At 34.8% G+C, this 16891-nt stretch carries 19 protein-coding genes; 4 read left to right on the forward strand and 15 right to left on the reverse strand.

The genetic code is table 11. The features are described from left to right. The first annotated feature begins 22 nt into the window (after positions 1–22). Positions 23–292: a DUF493 family protein YbeD gene (gene ybeD, locus A9G48_RS05395; protein ID WP_034948538.1), complete on the forward strand. Its 270-nt coding sequence runs from the start codon at positions 23–25 to the stop codon at positions 290–292. A gap of 512 nt (positions 293–804) precedes the next feature. On the opposite strand, the gene adk is transcribed toward ybeD, so the two are convergent. The 11 genes from adk to putP all read right to left on the reverse strand — a co-directional run bounded on the left by adk (position 805) and on the right by putP (position 11863). Then, positions 805–1449, reverse strand: coding sequence for an adenylate kinase (gene adk, locus A9G48_RS05400; protein ID WP_034948540.1), 645 nt, complete (start codon positions 1447–1449; stop codon positions 805–807). Between the two features lie 37 nt (positions 1450–1486). Next, complete coding sequence (locus A9G48_RS05405; RefSeq protein WP_080715946.1) at positions 1487–1738, reverse strand: YfgJ family double zinc ribbon protein; 252 nt, start codon at positions 1736–1738, stop codon at positions 1487–1489. A gap of 3 nt (positions 1739–1741) precedes the next feature. Continuing rightward, complete coding sequence (der, locus tag A9G48_RS05410) at positions 1742–3211, reverse strand: ribosome biogenesis GTPase Der (RefSeq protein ID WP_034948542.1); 1470 nt, start codon at positions 3209–3211, stop codon at positions 1742–1744. A gap of 18 nt (positions 3212–3229) precedes the next feature. Next, a complete protein-coding gene (gene bamB, locus A9G48_RS05415; RefSeq protein ID WP_034948545.1) occupies positions 3230–4402 on the reverse strand; it encodes an outer membrane protein assembly factor BamB in 1173 nt (390 codons plus the stop codon). Between the two features lie 26 nt (positions 4403–4428). Beyond that, positions 4429–5160 carry a YfgM family protein gene (locus A9G48_RS05420; RefSeq protein ID WP_034948548.1) on the reverse strand — a complete coding sequence of 244 codons (732 nt, stop codon included), beginning with the start codon at positions 5158–5160 and terminating at the stop codon, positions 4429–4431. Positions 5161–5178: 18 nt separating this feature from the next. Then, positions 5179–6462: a histidine--tRNA ligase gene (gene hisS, locus A9G48_RS05425; protein WP_034948551.1), complete on the reverse strand. Its 1284-nt coding sequence runs from the start codon at positions 6460–6462 to the stop codon at positions 5179–5181. 24 nt (positions 6463–6486) lie between these two features. Beyond that, on the reverse strand, positions 6487–7596 hold the full coding sequence (ispG, locus tag A9G48_RS05430) for a flavodoxin-dependent (E)-4-hydroxy-3-methylbut-2-enyl-diphosphate synthase (protein WP_034948554.1): 1110 nt from the start codon (positions 7594–7596) through the stop codon (positions 6487–6489). 88 nt (positions 7597–7684) lie between these two features. After that, positions 7685–8116: a helix-turn-helix domain-containing protein gene (locus tag A9G48_RS05435; protein ID WP_034948556.1), complete on the reverse strand. Its 432-nt coding sequence runs from the start codon at positions 8114–8116 to the stop codon at positions 7685–7687. A 60-nt stretch (positions 8117–8176) separates the two neighbouring features. Next, positions 8177–9043 carry a pyridoxal kinase PdxY gene (pdxY, locus tag A9G48_RS05440; RefSeq protein ID WP_034948559.1) on the reverse strand — a complete coding sequence of 289 codons (867 nt, stop codon included), beginning with the start codon at positions 9041–9043 and terminating at the stop codon, positions 8177–8179. A 4-nt stretch (positions 9044–9047) separates the two neighbouring features. Continuing rightward, complete coding sequence (tyrS, locus tag A9G48_RS05445; RefSeq protein ID WP_202807487.1) at positions 9048–10319, reverse strand: tyrosine--tRNA ligase; 1272 nt, start codon at positions 10317–10319, stop codon at positions 9048–9050. A 56-nt stretch (positions 10320–10375) separates the two neighbouring features. After that, complete coding sequence (putP, locus tag A9G48_RS05450) at positions 10376–11863, reverse strand: sodium/proline symporter PutP (RefSeq protein WP_034948564.1); 1488 nt, start codon at positions 11861–11863, stop codon at positions 10376–10378. Between the two features lie 269 nt (positions 11864–12132). Here putP and nth point away from each other — a divergent pair, with 269 nt between their 5' ends. The 3 genes from nth to A9G48_RS05465 are packed head-to-tail and all read left to right on the forward strand — an operon-like array spanning position 12133 to position 13708. Next, positions 12133–12771, forward strand: a complete 639-nt coding sequence (nth, locus tag A9G48_RS05455; RefSeq protein ID WP_034948570.1) for an endonuclease III — start codon at positions 12133–12135, stop codon at positions 12769–12771. A 6-nt stretch (positions 12772–12777) separates the two neighbouring features. Continuing rightward, positions 12778–13305: an endonuclease SmrB gene (gene smrB / locus A9G48_RS05460; RefSeq protein ID WP_065575902.1), complete on the forward strand. Its 528-nt coding sequence runs from the start codon at positions 12778–12780 to the stop codon at positions 13303–13305. Between the two features lie 34 nt (positions 13306–13339). Further along, positions 13340–13708 (forward strand): hypothetical protein, encoded by a 369-nt coding sequence (locus A9G48_RS05465; protein WP_051825482.1) that lies wholly within the window; start codon positions 13340–13342, stop codon positions 13706–13708. Between the two features lie 306 nt (positions 13709–14014). Here A9G48_RS05465 and cgtA read toward each other — a convergent pair whose 3' ends face one another. From cgtA to rplU, 4 genes are all read right to left on the reverse strand, one after another. Further along, a complete protein-coding gene (cgtA, locus tag A9G48_RS05470; RefSeq protein ID WP_034948575.1) occupies positions 14015–15175 on the reverse strand; it encodes an Obg family GTPase CgtA in 1161 nt (386 codons plus the stop codon). After that, positions 15175–16140: a DMT family transporter gene (locus A9G48_RS05475; RefSeq protein ID WP_034948577.1), complete on the reverse strand. Its 966-nt coding sequence runs from the start codon at positions 16138–16140 to the stop codon at positions 15175–15177. The genes cgtA and A9G48_RS05475 overlap by 1 nt, the downstream gene beginning before the upstream one ends. A gap of 79 nt (positions 16141–16219) precedes the next feature. Further along, positions 16220–16480, reverse strand: coding sequence for a 50S ribosomal protein L27 (gene rpmA / locus A9G48_RS05480; protein WP_025314437.1), 261 nt, complete (start codon positions 16478–16480; stop codon positions 16220–16222). Positions 16481–16495: 15 nt separating this feature from the next. Next, complete coding sequence (gene rplU, locus A9G48_RS05485) at positions 16496–16804, reverse strand: 50S ribosomal protein L21 (protein ID WP_034948580.1); 309 nt, start codon at positions 16802–16804, stop codon at positions 16496–16498. Positions 16805–16891: the final 87 nt, after the last annotated feature.

The raw sequence follows: 16891 nt of genomic DNA on the forward strand, positions 1-16891 counted from the left end.
ATTAAACGAGAAAATTAATATTATGCAACAGAAGACAAAATTAAATGAATTATTAGATTTTCCTTGTTCTTTTACTTATAAGGTAATGGGAGAGGCAAAACCAGAATTGGTTGATAAAGTGGTCACCGTTATTCAACGTCATGCTCCTGGTGATTATACACCTTCAGTAAAACCAAGTAGCAAAGGCAACTATCATTCTGTATCAATTACGATTAATGCAACGCATATTGGTCAAGTTGAAAATCTCTATAAAGAATTAGGAGAGATTGATATTGTAAGAATGGTCTTATAAAAATTTATTTTGTTAAAATTTTCTTGAAAAATAGAGCTTTATTTTGGCATTTAAGGCTCTAAAATGAACCCAGAAAATATTGTTATTCATACAGACTATACATTCAGTGCAAACAACTCATCCTATTTCCATACTTACCTACCAAACTACTTCCCACACTTTTAATCGCACATAATACTGTGCCGTTCTTTTTTAATTTGAAACTAGCAAAGAATATATAAGGGGTGCTTATTCTTTTAATATCTATCTAGTCGTAAAACAGATAGATAATGGTTTACTCAATATTAGGTATGCTTGTTTATTAGATAGCCATCTAATCTCAACCACTTAGCTGTAATTTAACGATAAAGGAAGTAAAAATTTGGTGCAACAAAAAATAATACATTTACCCATTAATATTGATCATATTATTTTCAATGTACATCAGATAGTTAAAATCGTCACACAATAATCTATTTAAAATAAAAAAGAGCAAGGCACCTAATACGACCTTGCTCTTTTAATAAAATAAACTATCCTAAAATTTTAACTAATTCTTTTGTTACGTCAGCCACAGGCATGGTCCCATCAATACGGAAATATTTTGTATGCTTTTCTTTGGCTTCATGCTGATAATAACTAATAAGTGGTTTAGTTAGATCGTGATATTCAACAAGACGTTTACGAACTATTTCTTCGTTATCATCTTTGCGAATAGTAAGTGGTTCACCTGTCACATCATCAACATTTTCAACCTTTGGTGGATTATGGCGAATGTGATAGACACGACCTGAAGGAGCATGAATTCGGCGCCCACTCATGCGATCAATAATCACTGCGTCTGGTACATCAAATTCAAGCACATAGTCAACATTTATGCCAGCTGTTTTCATTGCATCAGCTTGTGGAACCGTGCGAGGAAACCCATCTAGCAAAAAGCCATTAGCGCAATCGCTTTGTGTAATACGTTCTTTAACTAACGCAATAACGAGTTCATCGGTAACTAGTTTACCGGCATCCATTAACTCCTTAGCTTGTAAACCAAGTGGACTACCTACTTTTACTGCTGCTCGCAGCATATCACCAGTTGAAATTTGAGGAATACCATATTTTTGCATAATAAATTGTGCTTGTGTTCCCTTTCCTGCTCCTGGTGCTCCTAATAAAATAATTCGCATAAAATAACCTCTTATGGCTTTAATATAAATAAAGCTTCTATTCTGGTAAATAATGAAATATCACATTACTGCTGGATATTAAACCATCAGTTGGACAAATATAATTAACCGCTCCACAGCCTTTGATCATTTGAGCTTTTTGCAAACAAGTCGGGCAAATATACTGTTCAAGATAATGTTGCTTGCAATAAGGACAATTAAAATTCTGTGGCGAAACAACACTCATTTTATGATGACACTTTGGACAAAGGCCTTCTTTCCCAGAATCATTCATTAATTTTCCTGACATAAATTAATTTCGCCCTCTTACATGCTTCATTAATCGACGACGTTTACGTTGCTGTGATGCAGTTAAAGTATTTTTTCTACCTTCAAATGGGTTAGACCCTTCTTTAAACTGAATTCGAATTGGTGATCCCATGATTTTTAATGAACGTCTAAAATAATTCATTAAATAACGTTTATATGAATCGGGTAAATCTTCCACCTGATTACCATGAATAACTACAATTGGTGGATTATAGCCACCAGCATGTGCATATTTTAGTTTTACTCGCCGACCACGAACCAAAGGAGGTTGGTGATCTTCTTGTGCCATTTGCATAATTTTAGTTAACAGTGCGGTATTCACTCGACGAGTGGCACAATCATAAGCCTCTTGAATTGAATCAAATAAATTACCCACCCCACTTCCATGTAATGCAGAAATAAAATGCACACGGGCAAAATCAATAAAATCTAATCTATCATCTAATGTCGTTTTAACTTGCTCTTTGATATCTTGTGATAAACCATCCCATTTGTTAACGGCTATTACAAGTGAGCGCCCACTATTAATAATAAAACCAAGCAATGATAAGTCTTGATCGGATATACCCTCTCTGGCATCAATAACTAAAATAACTACATTAGCATCTTCAATTGCTTGTAATGTTTTAATAACTGAAAATTTTTCAACTGCTTCAGTAACTTTACCACGTTTACGTACACCAGCTGTATCAATCAAGATATACTCACGATCATCTCGATTCATTGGTATATAGATACTGTCTCGAGTAGTCCCTGGCATATCATATACAACGACTCGATCTTCACCTAAAATTCGATTAGTTAGTGTTGACTTACCAACATTTGGACGACCAACAATAGCAACTTTGATAGGTTGATTGATTAATGATTCTGTTTCATCAACAAAATCATCACATAATTCAGTTAAATCATTTACTTGTTGATTATTATCAAAATTACTATTTTCTTCATGATTACCAAATTGGAAAATAGGATCTAATACAGTTTCAATTAACGAACTGACACCTCGACCATGACTTGCAGCTATGGGATGAATTTCACCTAAACCTAAACCGTAGAAATCAGAAATTGCCGTATCTGCATCAATTCCATCAATTTTATTAGCCACTAAAAAAGTAGCTTTTTGGCGGCAACGTAAATGTTTAGCAATAGCTTGATCAGCAGGCATTGCACCAGCTCTGGCATCGACTAAAAAAAGGACAATATCAGCTTCCTCAATAGCTTGTAAGGATTGTTCTGCCATAAAGCTTTCAATCCCATCTTCACTTCCATCAATACCGCCAGTATCAATTACAATATATTCATGGCCCTTTATTTCAGCTCTTCCATATTTACGATCCCTCGTTAATCCAGGAAAATCTGCAACTAACGCATCGCGTGTTCTTGTTAACCGATTAAATAAAGTTGATTTACCAACATTTGGACGACCAACTAATGCTACAACAGGTACCATGCTTATTCTCTAATTAATTTAATTCTTTATGAAAGTATAAATATCGCCATTTTTGACTTGAACAATTATTTTATTGTCCACAACTAATGGTGTTGATAATAATCCACTACTACTTACGTGTGTTTTAGCAGCTAACTCACCATTTTCGATATTTAACAAGTAAAGATACCCCTGAAAATCACCAACAACTATATAATTATCATAAATAACAGGATCAGTTAATTGGCGATGTAAAAATCCCGATTGCGTCCATAGTATGGTGCCATCTTTTTTCGAAAGTGCTTGGACGTTATCATCTTGATCTACTAAAAATAATCTTTCGGAATCTATCGCTAACGTATGTGTAGATCCTAATTGTTTACGCCATACTATGTGTCCATTACTTAAGTCCAAAGCAACAACATAGCCATTATAACCAACACAATAAACCAAATTACCTTCAACTACAGGGGTAGCATCAACATCATTTATTTTTGCAATTTCTGTTGAACCTGATGGTTGAGAAATACGTTGCTGCCAAATCAATTGACCATTCTTAATAAAGTTAGCATTTACTCGCCCATTATCATCACCAAAAATTGCTGCACCATGTGCGATTGTCGGCGTTGAATTTCCTCTTAATGATAAAGCAGGCACTTCAAGATTTATATCCCATATTTCTTCACCAGTATCGCGATTTAAACCCTGCACAGTCCCATTTGCTGTATAAACAATCAATTTATTTTCAGAAGATACGGGCCGTGCAAGCACTTCACCCTTTACGTTTTTTTCCCAAACAACTTTACCATTGCTACGATCTAATGCATAAACTCTGGCACGTTCACTACCCACATAGACATATTTATCATCCGCATTTACACCGCCAGATAATAATGCAGTTTTACTACTAAAAAGTGTACTTTCAGATATATCAACATCCCATATAGTATTGCCAGTAGTTGAATCAATAGCCTTAACTTGCCCACTACGGCTAGCTACATAAATAATATTATTATAATTAATAGGTCCTAATAACGAATAAATATGGGTATTACCTAAAGTACTATTACGCCATAATTGTTGAATATAAAATTGGTTGTTTACTGTTGGTGAAGGTGAAATCTGAACCACTTCTTCTTCTCCACCGAATAAAGAGCACCCAGCGAGTGAAAACATGAAAACACCAGTAAAAAGATATTTTGATAACTTCATTGTATAGACCCTTATAGCAGGATAAATTAATTTGTTTTGTCTTCTGTCTCTGAATTCTTTAACCGAACCTCTTGTTCTGCTTTTTCTTTAACTGCTGTATCGTTTACGCCTTGTTCGTCAAACTGTTTTGCTTTTAAATATTCTGCCTGATTCAGCTTCATTTTGATATTTGCTTCCAATCCTATCATTATTGGTGAATTTAGAGCAACATTATAAGCGTCAACAGCATCAGCATAACGAGCCATTTTGACATAAACATCACCACGAACTTCATTGACAACAGGTCCCCAAGCTTCATCTGTTACATGATTTAATGTGGTTAAGCTTTCTTCGTATTTCTCTTGCTGATACTGCAAGCGTGCAATTCGAATATTAATAATTGCTTGAATAGACTCAACATCAGTTTTTGTTAAAGCATCTGTTAATAGGATCTGTGCTCCGGCATAATCATTTAGTACCTCAACATAGAATTTTGCTGCATACAAATCAGAAAATACACTATAAATAGTGTTATTGCTTTTAGCAAAGTTAACTAATTCATTCACAGAATCAGGTTTTTCTTTATCCAACTTAGCAATTAATTGTTCATAATATTCTGATAATTTTCTAGATTTCTCAACTTGGTTTGTTTGCCAGTAATTCCAACCATAAAAGACCATCAAACCTATTACTATAATCGCAACAATTATTTTCCATGTTTTAGCAAAAAACTGATTTAATGTCCAAAATTGTTCTTTACTCGATAAATATTGATTCACTTTTCTCTCCTACTTCCATTAGCTCTTTATCATTGCTAAACAAGCTTTAACAATCTCTTTTTGTGAAACTTCTATTTGTTCGCCAATTTGCAAATTTTTTATTGTTACTGATTGATTAATAATTTCGTTTTCACCAATAATAACAGCTATTTTTGCACCTAATTTATCTGCTTTAGCAAATTGTTTCTTGAAGTTACTCGTGCCATAATTTGTTACAATTCGCTTATCAGGTAAACCATCTCGTAGTTGTTCTGCAATATATTGCGTCACAGATATGGTTTTTTCATCACCCGATGAAATCATGTAAATATCAATTGAATTATCACAATTGAACGCTGGATTGACTGCTTGTACTAACAATACCAAACGTTCAACACCCATAGCAAAACCAACTGCAGGTGTTGCCTGCCCACCAAGCTGACTAACCAGACCATCATAACGACCACCACCGCAAACTGTTCCTTGAGCACCTAAACTGCTTGTTACCCACTCAAAAACCGTACGATTATAATAATCTAATCCTCGAACTAATCGTTGATTAATTTTATATTTAATTCCTGCATTATCCAATAAACGACATAAGCCTTCAAAATGAAATTTAGATTCTTCATCTAAATAGTCAAACAATTTAGGAGCTTGGTTTAACAGCTCTTGAACAGTAGAATTTTTAGAATCAAGAACACGTAATGGATTAGTATACATTCTACGTAAACAATCTTCATCTAATTTATTTTTATGTTGTTCAAGAAAGGTAACTAAAGCATTTCGATAATTTGCTCTAGCTTCAAGCGAACCAATTGAATTGATTTCAAGAGAAGTATGCGCTTCAATACCAAGCGCTTTCCAAAAACGAGCTGTTAATAAAATAAGTTCAGCATCAATATTTGGTCCTTCAAGCCCAAATATTTCGACACCAAATTGATGGAATTGACGGTAACGTCCTTTTTGCGGCTTTTCGTAACGAAAAGCAGGACCTAAATACCAAAGACGTTGTTCTTGATTATAAAAAAGGCCATGTTCAATACCCGCACGAACGCAACCAGCAGTGATTTCAGGGCGTAAAGTGATGCTTTCATCATTACGGTCATCGAAAGTATACATCTCTTTTTCAACAATATCGGTGACTTCGCCAACAGCTCGTTTAAATAACGCAGTGTCTTCAACAATTGGGGTTCTGATTTCATTATAGCCATAGCTATTAAGCACACCTTTGACAATTTTTTCAATCTGTTGCCAACTTGCGCTATTTGTAGGGAGTAAATCATTCATTCCCCTTATAGATTGGATTTTTTTCTCTGTCATTTATTTGTTCGCTATTTAATAAAATTATAATTCAGTTGCTGCAATTCTATTTTTAATTATCAATGCCTTGGCTCGAATTTTAGCTTCTAACTCATCAATCATTTGTTCATTATCAATACGACCAATACGTACACCATCTTCATAAAAACCACTTTTGTTGTGACCTCCAGCTACCCCCATAGTTGAAGCTAATGCCTCCCCTGGACCGTTAACCACACAACCAATAATTGATACATCCATTGGTATAACTATATCTTCTAATCGCTGTTCTAATATATTGACTGTATTAATCACATCAAACTCTTGGCGAGAACACGTTGGGCATGCAATAAAATTAATACCACGAGACCGTATACGCAGCGATTTTAAAATATCAAATCCAACTTTTACCTCTTCTATAGGATCGGCAGCTAAGGAAACTCGAAGTGTATCGCCAATGCCTTCTGATAGCAACAATCCCAATCCAATAGCCGACTTAATAGCACCACTTCGAATACCGCCTGCTTCAGTTATACCTAGATGTAATGGTTGCTTTATTTGCTTAGCTAATAATCGATAAGCATCAACGGCAGTAAACACATCAGATGCTTTTACACTGACTTTAAACTGATCAAAATTAAGTCGGTCAAGTATATCAACATGACGCATCGCCGATTCAACAATCGCTTGTGGTGTAGGCTCACCATATTTTTCTTGAATATCTCTTTCAAGTGAACCAGAATTCACACCAATGCGTATTGGAATATTTTTATCTTTAGCACAATCAACCACAGCACGAATTCTTGACTCATTTCCAATATTACCAGGGTTGATTCTCAAACAATCAACGCTATATTCGGCAACCTTTAAAGCAATGCGATAATCAAAATGAATATCAGCGATAAGCGGGACTTTTGCTTGCTGTTTAATATATTTAAAAGCTTCTGCAGCATCCATCGTTGGAACAGAAACACGAATTATATCCACACCCACACGTTCAAGCGCATGAATTTGAGCAACCGTTTTTTCTACGTCCACCGTTCGCGTATTTGTCATTGATTGAACTGAAATAGGAGCACCACCACCAATAGGCACCTTACCAACATAAATTCGGGTAGATTCTCGTCGAATAATTGGTGAATCCTGATGATTCATAACACACACCTAATCATTTCACAAAATAACTGACCAGCAATCTTAACAAGATTTAATGCAAATGTCTGTATGAGAGTAAGAAAATTTGCTAACTGTTAACATGTTTAGATAATAATGATGGGGATATATAGTGGCTAACTTCAACATAATTACTTTTACTTTCTTTGGTAACATAATACAAGATCACACCGAGCACACAAAGAAAAACAAATAAACTAATTTTACCACGTTTACTTTTTTTATACTTTATTGCATGGTTTTTAATTGAATTAGATACATATTGCTTGGCTAAACTATCAAGATGATGCTGATATTCTTCAACAGATAATCCGACAATTTCCGCATAAGATCGAATATAACCTTTGATAAAAACAAGAGGGGCATGAACTAACTGGTCATTTTCAATATCTACCACCACAGCTTTTCTTACATGAATTTTACAAGCAATATCTTCTTGGGTTAATCCCAAATTCTCCCTTAAAGTGGAAAGCATCCTACCCAACGAAATATCGTCTTCCATATCCCCTCATTTTTTAATTCTAACTATTTACACTATTACCATTTTTACATATTTATAAAATTAATCAATTTTTTTTGCATTAAACCATTGTGTTGGTTTCTCAATTTCATTTTGAGCTGCTACTAATTGTAATTCATATTCATTTTGTTTTAAGGTTTCAAGCATCACCGCATATACCGCAGAAGTAGTATGTTCCAAAGCTTCAATCAATGTTTTTCCTAGTAAAATATTAGCTAAAAATAGTCCACTGGTCATATCACCAACGCCAACTGGCTGCCTTACGCCAAAATCAACTAATGGTCGGTCAATATGCCAAGCTTCGTCTTTAGTTACAAGCAACATTTCAAAACGATCATTTTTATATCCTGCACGGCTTAAATGTTTAACTAAAATTACTTTTGGACCTTTTTTACATAATTCCCTACAAGCTAATATTGCTTCTTCAACATTATTGATACGTTGTTTACTATTTAGTTCTTCAAGTTCTAAAATATTCGGTGCCATCATATCGGCCATTGGCAAAGCGGTATTACATAAAAACTCTGCTACACCAGGCGCAACAAAACAACCTTTTTCAGGATGCCCCATTACAGGATCACAAAAATAAATCGCATCTGGATTAACAGCTTTTACCTTTTTAACAATCTCGATAATAGCATTGCCTTGCTCTGGTGATCCCATATAGCCACTTAACACCGCATCACAACGTTTTAGTTCATCAATTTGATTAATTCCATCTGCGATCTCTGTTAAATGAGATGCTGACATTACCGTTCCAGTCCATTGGCGATATTGAGTATGGTTAGAAAATTGTACGGTGTTTAAAGGCCAAACATTAACACCTAAACGACGCATAGGAAATACTGCCGCACTATTTCCTGCATGACCAAATACAACATGAGACTGAATCGATAAAATATTTTTCATTAGATTAACTCCAAATTAACAAGCAGTAATATTTTTTACCACGACGAAGCAAAGTATAACGATTAAAAAGCTTATCACTATCTAAAAAACGGTAATCAGTTGTTGTGTTACGTTCACCATTAATTGAAATAGCATTGGATTCGATCATCGTTCTAGCCTGACCTCTTGACGGAGCAAACTGTGCATTAACAATAGCTTGTTGTAAATCAACATTACTTTCAACAACTAATGTTGGCATGCCATCTTGAGCTAACTGCTCAAAATCAGCTTCAGATAAGTCAGTTAATTTGCCAGAGAATAGACTTTCTGTAATACGTTTTGCCGCAACAAGCCCTTCTTCACCATGAACTAGGCGAGTAACTTGTTCCGCTAGTACATATTGAGCTCGTGGTGCAACACCACTATTTTTATCTTCTTCTTCCAATGCATCAATTTCACTTAGAGGCATAAATGTGAAAAATTTTAAGAATCGATAAACATCAGCATCAGCAGTATTTATCCAGAATTGATAGAATTTATAAGGACTTGTCTTTTTAGGATCAAGCCATACTGCACCACTTTCTGTTTTACCAAATTTAGTACCATCTGATTTAGTGATTAACGGTACAGTCAAACCATAAACTTGTTTTTGATGTAAACGGCGAGTTAAATCAATACCTGCCGTAATATTCCCCCACTGATCAGAACCACCAATTTGTAACACAACATCATGCGATTTATTTAAACAGGCAAAATCATAAGACTGTAATAAGCTATAAGAAAATTCAGTAAATGAAATACCCACCTCATCACGATCAATACGCTGTTTCACTGACTCTTTATTGATCATCGAATTAACTGAAAAATACTTGCCGACATCACGTAAAAAGGTCAGCACATTCATACCGCTAAACCAATCATAGTTATTAGCCACAATCGCTGAATTTTCACCACAATTAAAATCTAAAAATGGTGATACTTGTTGTTTAATCTTTTCACTCCACTCAATAACTGTTTCCTCAGTATTAAGTTTTCGTTCAACAGCTTTAAAACTTGGATCACCAATTAATCCTGTTGCCCCCCCTACAAGCGCAACAGGTTTATGACCAGCTAACTGAAAACGTTTTAAGCAAAGTAATGGCACTAAATGACCAAGATGCAAACTATCGGCAGTAGGATCAAAACCACAATAAAGCGCAATAGGATTTTGTTCAATTTGTTCTATTAGTGCTTTTTCATCAGTAAGCTGAGCAATCAGCCCACGTTCTTGTAGTTGTTTGATCACATTTTTTGTCATGATATTTTACCTATTAAATTTATTACATTTATATTCTAGTTTAAATAAAATTTATTCTAATTTATTTTGTTGTGATAGCGTTTATACGCTTGTTTAAAATGATCTGCTACTATTTCGTTTGGCTTTTTATCAAAAAGACTAAAAATAATAATAGCTATAGAAGCAAATAAAAATCCAGGGATAAGAGAATAAAGATTAAACCAATTAAAATTAATCCATAGCAACACAGTTACTGTACCCGTTATCATTCCAGCTAGTGCTCCATTACGTGTCATACGCGACCAAAAAACAGAAAATACGATTATAGGACCAAACGCAGCCCCAAATCCAGCCCAAGCATGGCTCACTAAATCAAGCACACTATTATTTGGGTTAATAGCTAATAAAATAGCAATAACTGAAACTAGTAGCACCATTATACGACCAACCCAAACTAGTTCCTTCTGTTTTGCTTTTGGTCTAAGAAACGCACGATAAAAATCTTCCGTTAGAGCACTTGAGCAAACTAATAACTGACAACTTAATGTGCTCATGACCGCTGCTAAAATGGCGGCCAACAAAACACCGGCAATCCAAGGATTAAAAAGTAATTTCGATAATTCAATAAAAATACGTTCATGCTTTCCATCGTTAATCAAGTAAGCTAAATCAGGATGATTAGCAAAAAAGGCTATACCAAAAAAACCAACCGTGATTGCTCCAACTAAACACAAAATCATCCATGTCATACTAATCCGTCGAGCATTTTTCATTACTTCGTGTGAATCAGCAGCCATAAATCTGGCTAAAATATGAGGTTGCCCAAAATATCCAAGCCCCCAACCTAATAATGAAATAATGGCAATAAAATCCATATGAGCAAATAAATTAATATAATCTGAATTGAGCGATTCAATATATGTCAATGCATCAGAAAGCCCACCAGAATTCACCATAACCATAATTGGCGTTAAAATGAGAGCAAACATCATTAAACTGGCTTGAATAGTATCAGTCCAGCTTACTGCTAAAAAACCACCGATAAACGTATAGGCAATTGTTGCACCTGCACCCGCTAACATCGCCCAGCCATAGCTCATACCAAATGTACTCTCAAACAACTTTGCGCCCGCAACTACACCAGAAGCACAATAAATAGTAAAAAATATTAGAATAATGACAGCTGAAATAATGCGTAAAAGTGAGCTTTTATCATCAAATCGACGAGCAAAATAATCGGGTAAAGTTAATGAATTATGATTGATTTCAGTAAAAACGCGTAACCGCCCAGCAATGAGTAACCAATTTAAATAAGCGCCAATAATCAATCCTATTGCAATCCAACTTTGTGAGATACCAAACAAAAAAACAGCACCAGGTAATCCCATTAATAGCCAACCACTCATATCTGATGCGCCAGCTGAAAGTGCTGTTACAACACTACCGATACGACGCCCACCTAAAATATAATCACCAAAATTTTGTGTTGATCGAAATGCAAAGAAACCGATTGCAATCATGCCTAAAATATATACAGAAAAGGTGATAATCATTGGTAAGGACATATCTGTAAAAAACCCTGTTTATAGAAATAAAATAGTAAACTAGCTTATCATAAAATCAACATGCTAAAAAGACGATGATCTATGAATATATACAAGTAGGAAATTAAAATAGCCTTTCAATTATAAAACAAGAATATTTAAAAAAATTATGGCTAAATTGATTAACAAATTTTAAAATAAGGAAAAATATAAGTTTTAAATTAAACAAATGTAAATCATACAAATAAAGTATATAATACAAAGCATGCCTATTTTAATTATCATTCTTTGTGAAACAAACAACTCGAATTCAAATTTTAGAAAGACTAAAAGATCATATTAAAGATCCAACTACAGAACTTATTTACCAAACACCATTTGAATTACTTATTGCCGTGGTACTTTCTGCACAAGCGACTGATGTTAGCGTAAATAAAGCAACTAAACCACTTTTTGCTATTGCCAATACTGCTGAAAAAATTTTGATGCTTGGTGTAGATAAGTTAAAAAGCTATATACGCACAATTGGTCTTTATAATAGCAAAGCAGAAAATATTATTAAAACGTGTCAAATTTTAGTCGACAAATACCAAGGAGAAGTACCAGAAAATTTCGATGCACTTATTGAACTTCCTGGCGTTGGACGAAAAACTGCTAATGTAGTATTAAACACTGCTTTTGGTTGGCCTACCATTGCTGTTGATACTCATATATTCAGAGTCAGCAATCGAACTGGTTTTGCTCCAGGTAAAACAGTTGAAGCTGTTGAAGAAAAATTACTTAAGGTCGTGCCAAAAGCATATAAAATAAATTGCCACCATTGGTTAATTTTACATGGGCGTTACACATGTGTTGCTAGAAAACCTCGATGCGGTGCGTGTGTAATTGAAGATTTATGTGAATATAAAGAAAAGGTTTACCCTGAGTGATAATTAATGTCTGATAAATTTAAATTAAGCTATGATGACATAAAATTGTTTAAAAATAGTATTGGAGATACTAAAAAATTAAAACAAGATACTGTTATCTTTAAACCCAAAAAATCTGCTCAAAAAGCTATCGATAAACAAAAACAGCAGACTGAAGAAATTAATACTGAATTTTATTTTTCTGATGATTATCAGCCTTTATTACATGAAGATCCCATTCGTTATAGTAGAAATGATGCTGATCCCTATGAAATCAAAAAGTTGCGTCGTGGTTTTTACGAACCAGAACTTTTTTTAGATTTACATGGATTAACTCAGCAAGAAGCCAAAAAAGAAATTGCAGCACTCATCACTGCTTGTTTGAGGGAAAGAGCATATTGTGCTTGCATCATGTATGGGCATGGTAAAAATATTTTAAAAAAACAAATACCTATGTGGTTAGCTCAACATCCAGATATTATTTGTTTTCATCAAGCACCGAAAGAGTTTGGCGGCAGTGCAGCATTATTAATCTTATTTGATATTACCCAGTGAGTTTTTCCTTAACAAAATTTAAAGGAGTTATCAAATGCATTTTATAATCTCACAAATTAAACAGTTTTATTTATTGGCTATTGTTGCAACATTAATTACTGCATGTGATGGGTTAAAAGCGATTCCTTCTGAAAAGAAAAGTTATATTGGAACATGGCAAGGTGAATATATGGCTATCACCATAACATCTGATGCTAAAATTAACTATAAATACAAAAAAGATACTGTCTCAAAAACAATCCAAGCTCCTATATTTGAATTTATTGGCAACGATTTCAAAGTTAGTGTTTCAGGTCTGAATACTGTTTTTGTGGTTTCAAAAGTGCCGTATTTTGAAGATGGCGTTTGGAAAATGGTTATTGACGATCAACTTGTCATTAGAAAAAATGCCTTATATCTTTAAAAATAAAAAAGCCAGCTTAGCATCCCTAAACTGGCAAACATTGGAAGCAATGTGAGCAATGTCATGCTTTTTGAGAAGTCTTTCGATCTTCCATCAAATAGCAAAATAATGATAATCATTCTCATTAATAAAAGCAAGCATTTTTATATCATTAAATTAAGTAAATAAAAGAAAACATTAAAAGATATCATCAAAATAAAAAATACTTTAATTGAAAAATAATAGAAATGAGCAGGACTTTGCCCTGCTTTTTAGGAAACTACATTTAGTAATTGAAAAAATTAATACTAAAATACAATGAAAGTTTTATTTTTGATAAATAAATTCAACACCTTCTTCTTTGCTCTCATCCCAGTCATCAAAATCACTGTCAAAAGTCTCATCTATCACTTGTTGATGATAATCATCCCACATAAACTCAACTTTTTCAGAAGATGACTCTTCCTGTTCCATTTCGCGAGGATGAGCATTAATATATTCCATTAAATCCCAACACAAAGTCTTAACACCCTCATGATTAATTGCAGAAATAGTATAATATTTATCATCCCAATTTAATGCATTAGCAATTTCAGCAGCACGCTTTAAACTTTCTTCTTCACCTAATACATCCACTTTGTTAAACACTAACCAACGCGGTTTATTTGCTAGTTTTTCACTATACTGATGCAGCTCTTGGATAATTACTTTTGCATTCTCAATAGGATCAGATCCATCAAAAGGGGCTATATCAATTAAATGGACCAAAACACGGCAACGCTCAAGATGCTTTAAAAAACGAATACCAAGCCCTGCACCTTCTGAAGCCCCCTCAATCAAACCAGGAATATCAGCAACAACAAAACTTTGTTCGTTATCCATTCTGACAACGCCTAAACTTGGTACTAATGTTGTAAAAGGATAGTCCGCCACTTTCGGCTTCGCCGCTGAAACAGCGCGAATAAATGTTGACTTACCGGCATTTGGTAACCCTAACATACCCACATCAGCAAGCAATAATAACTCTAACAAAACATCACGTTTTTCACCCGGTGTACCATCTGTTTTTTGCCTTGGAGCGCGATTTACTGAAGATTTAAAACGAGCATTTCCAAGCCCATGAAAACCACCTTTAGCAACCAATACTTTTTGCTGGTGATGAATTAAATCACCAATAACTTCACCAGTATATTTGTCGGTAATTCGTGTCCCTACAGGCACTTTAACAGTGATATCTTTTCCTCGTTTACCGGTACAATCAGAACCTTGTCCATTTTGACCTCGTTCAGCCCGATAGTTCTTTTCAAACTGGAAATCAACCAACGTATTGAGATTCTCATCAGCAATAAAAAATACATCGCCACCATCGCCACCATCACCGCCATCAGGACCGCCTTTTGGAATATACTTTTCACGACGAAAACCAACACAGCCATTACCTCCATCACCGGCCTCGACTCGGATTGAAGCTTCATCTACAAATTTCATTATTTTTCCTCTTTCTTCTGGTTAATCAGCCAGCCTTTTCTTGGATGCCATAAATAATGCCCAATTGTTGCGAACATCGCACCAGCAACTACTGACACTGCGCCAATATAACCCAAAATATTTAAATATTGCATAGCAAATTTTTCTGGCCAAATTACAGCGAACATATCTGAAAAAATTAATGCAAACAATGGGGTTAGTGTTGTAATAGCACTAACTTGTGCTGCTTGCCAACGCTCCATTGCCATCACTAATGCGCCATAAGCAATAATGGTATTTAAACCACAAAAGATAATAGCAACTAATTGAGTTATATCGGCATTAGCTATTTTTGTTGGCGATGCAAATGGCCATAAAAATACAGTACAAATAAGATAAATTAACCAAAGTAGCTGCTCTGCAGCTAATTTCCGTAATAACACTTTTTGGGCTAATGCATAACCTGCCCATGAAATTGAAGCAAGTAAAGTCAGCCAGACACCAATGCCATAAGTAGACATATTAGCAAAAAGAACAGTAATATTTTTATTAAAAAATAGTCCTAGACCAATTAACAATACAGAAATACCAATTATCTGTGTTGGTCTCAACCGCTCTTTAAAAACAAAAGCGCTTGAAATCATAAATATCACAATTCCCATTTGACCAACAACTTGGGAGGTCGTTGCTGAAAGGTACTGAACTGCACTTGCAAATAGTGCAAAATTACCGAGTAAACCAAATCCAGCGATCATGAGCAAGATAAAACGTCGACGTTTTTTAAACATCAATAAATTAGGAAATTGTTTTTTATAAGCTAACCATAACGTAATACCAACAGCAGAAATTGCCAACCGAGACCACGCCAAAGTTAATGGATCAATAACTACCAATGCATATTTCATTGCAATCGGTACTAATCCCCACAAAATTGCGGTTAACATGGCTAACGTAAAACCTAATTTAACATTCTGCTGTTTTATCATAATAAACAATATACATTCAAGAAATGAAAAAAGCCCCACAATAACTGTGAGGCTTCCATAACTATTAAATCGTTTTTAATTAGCTATTAGCAATAACGCTAACATAGCGACGATTTTTAGGTCCTTTAACTTCAAATTTTACTTGCCCATCAATTAAAGCAAATAAGGTATGGTCACGACCACAACCTACATTAGTGCCTGGGTGAAATTGAGTTCCACGTTGACGAACTAAAATATTGCCAGCAAGAACTTCTTGAGAACCATAACGTTTAACACCTAAACGTTTACTCTGGGAATCACGACCATTGCGTGATGAACCACCAGCCTTCTTATGTGCCATTGTTCGATACTCCTATTAAGCGATTGCAGTGATCTTCACATCAGTAAACCACTGACGGTGACCTTGTTGTTTACGATAGTGTTTACGACGACGGAATTTAACAATTTTCACTTTATCGCCACGACCGTGCTCAACAATTTCTGCTTTAATTGTTGCACCTTCAACAAACGGAGCACCAACTTTGATGTCTTCACCATTTGCTACCATTAAAACTTTATCGAAAACAACTTCTGAGCCTGTTTCGACTTCAATTTTTTCCAAGCGAACGACTTGCCCTTCGCTAACTCGGTGTTGTTTGCCACCACTTTGGAAAACTGCGTACATACTTAACTCCGCAATAAAAAGCAGACCATTCCTGATTTAACGTATATGCCTGCATTGATTAATCTTATAGGGCGTGAATTTTACGCA

Origin of the sequence: Gilliamella sp. wkB18 (assembly GCF_001690875.1) — a bacterium.
Lineage (GTDB): Bacteria > Pseudomonadota > Gammaproteobacteria > Enterobacterales > Orbaceae > Gilliamella > Gilliamella apicola_A.

What these genes read in the sequence shown, in the direction of transcription:
- tyrS (WP_202807487.1), bottom strand. Translation starts at nt 10,319, where the DNA reads ATGACAAAAAATGTGATCAAACAACTACAAGAACGTGGGCTGATTGCT.
- A9G48_RS05475 (WP_034948577.1), bottom strand. Translation starts at nt 16,140, where the DNA reads ATGATAAAACAGCAGAATGTTAAATTAGGTTTTACGTTAGCCATGTTA.
- smrB (WP_065575902.1), top strand. Translation starts at nt 12,778, where the DNA reads ATGTCTGATAAATTTAAATTAAGCTATGATGACATAAAATTGTTTAAA.
- putP (WP_034948564.1), bottom strand. Translation starts at nt 11,863, where the DNA reads ATGTCCTTACCAATGATTATCACCTTTTCTGTATATATTTTAGGCATG.
- hisS (WP_034948551.1), bottom strand. Translation starts at nt 6,462, where the DNA reads ATGACAGAGAAAAAAATCCAATCTATAAGGGGAATGAATGATTTACTC.
- rplU (WP_034948580.1), bottom strand. Translation starts at nt 16,804, where the DNA reads ATGTACGCAGTTTTCCAAAGTGGTGGCAAACAACACCGAGTTAGCGAA.
- A9G48_RS05405 (WP_080715946.1), bottom strand. Translation starts at nt 1,738, where the DNA reads ATGTCAGGAAAATTAATGAATGATTCTGGGAAAGAAGGCCTTTGTCCA.
- A9G48_RS05465 (WP_051825482.1), top strand. Translation starts at nt 13,340, where the DNA reads ATGCATTTTATAATCTCACAAATTAAACAGTTTTATTTATTGGCTATT.
- rpmA (WP_025314437.1), bottom strand. Translation starts at nt 16,480, where the DNA reads ATGGCACATAAGAAGGCTGGTGGTTCATCACGCAATGGTCGTGATTCC.
- der (WP_034948542.1), bottom strand. Translation starts at nt 3,211, where the DNA reads ATGGTACCTGTTGTAGCATTAGTTGGTCGTCCAAATGTTGGTAAATCA.
- A9G48_RS05435 (WP_034948556.1), bottom strand. Translation starts at nt 8,116, where the DNA reads ATGGAAGACGATATTTCGTTGGGTAGGATGCTTTCCACTTTAAGGGAG.
- bamB (WP_034948545.1), bottom strand. Translation starts at nt 4,402, where the DNA reads ATGAAGTTATCAAAATATCTTTTTACTGGTGTTTTCATGTTTTCACTC.
- cgtA (WP_034948575.1), bottom strand. Translation starts at nt 15,175, where the DNA reads ATGAAATTTGTAGATGAAGCTTCAATCCGAGTCGAGGCCGGTGATGGA.
- ispG (WP_034948554.1), bottom strand. Translation starts at nt 7,596, where the DNA reads ATGAATCATCAGGATTCACCAATTATTCGACGAGAATCTACCCGAATT.
- pdxY (WP_034948559.1), bottom strand. Translation starts at nt 9,043, where the DNA reads ATGAAAAATATTTTATCGATTCAGTCTCATGTTGTATTTGGTCATGCA.
- adk (WP_034948540.1), bottom strand. Translation starts at nt 1,449, where the DNA reads ATGCGAATTATTTTATTAGGAGCACCAGGAGCAGGAAAGGGAACACAA.
- ybeD (WP_034948538.1), top strand. Translation starts at nt 23, where the DNA reads ATGCAACAGAAGACAAAATTAAATGAATTATTAGATTTTCCTTGTTCT.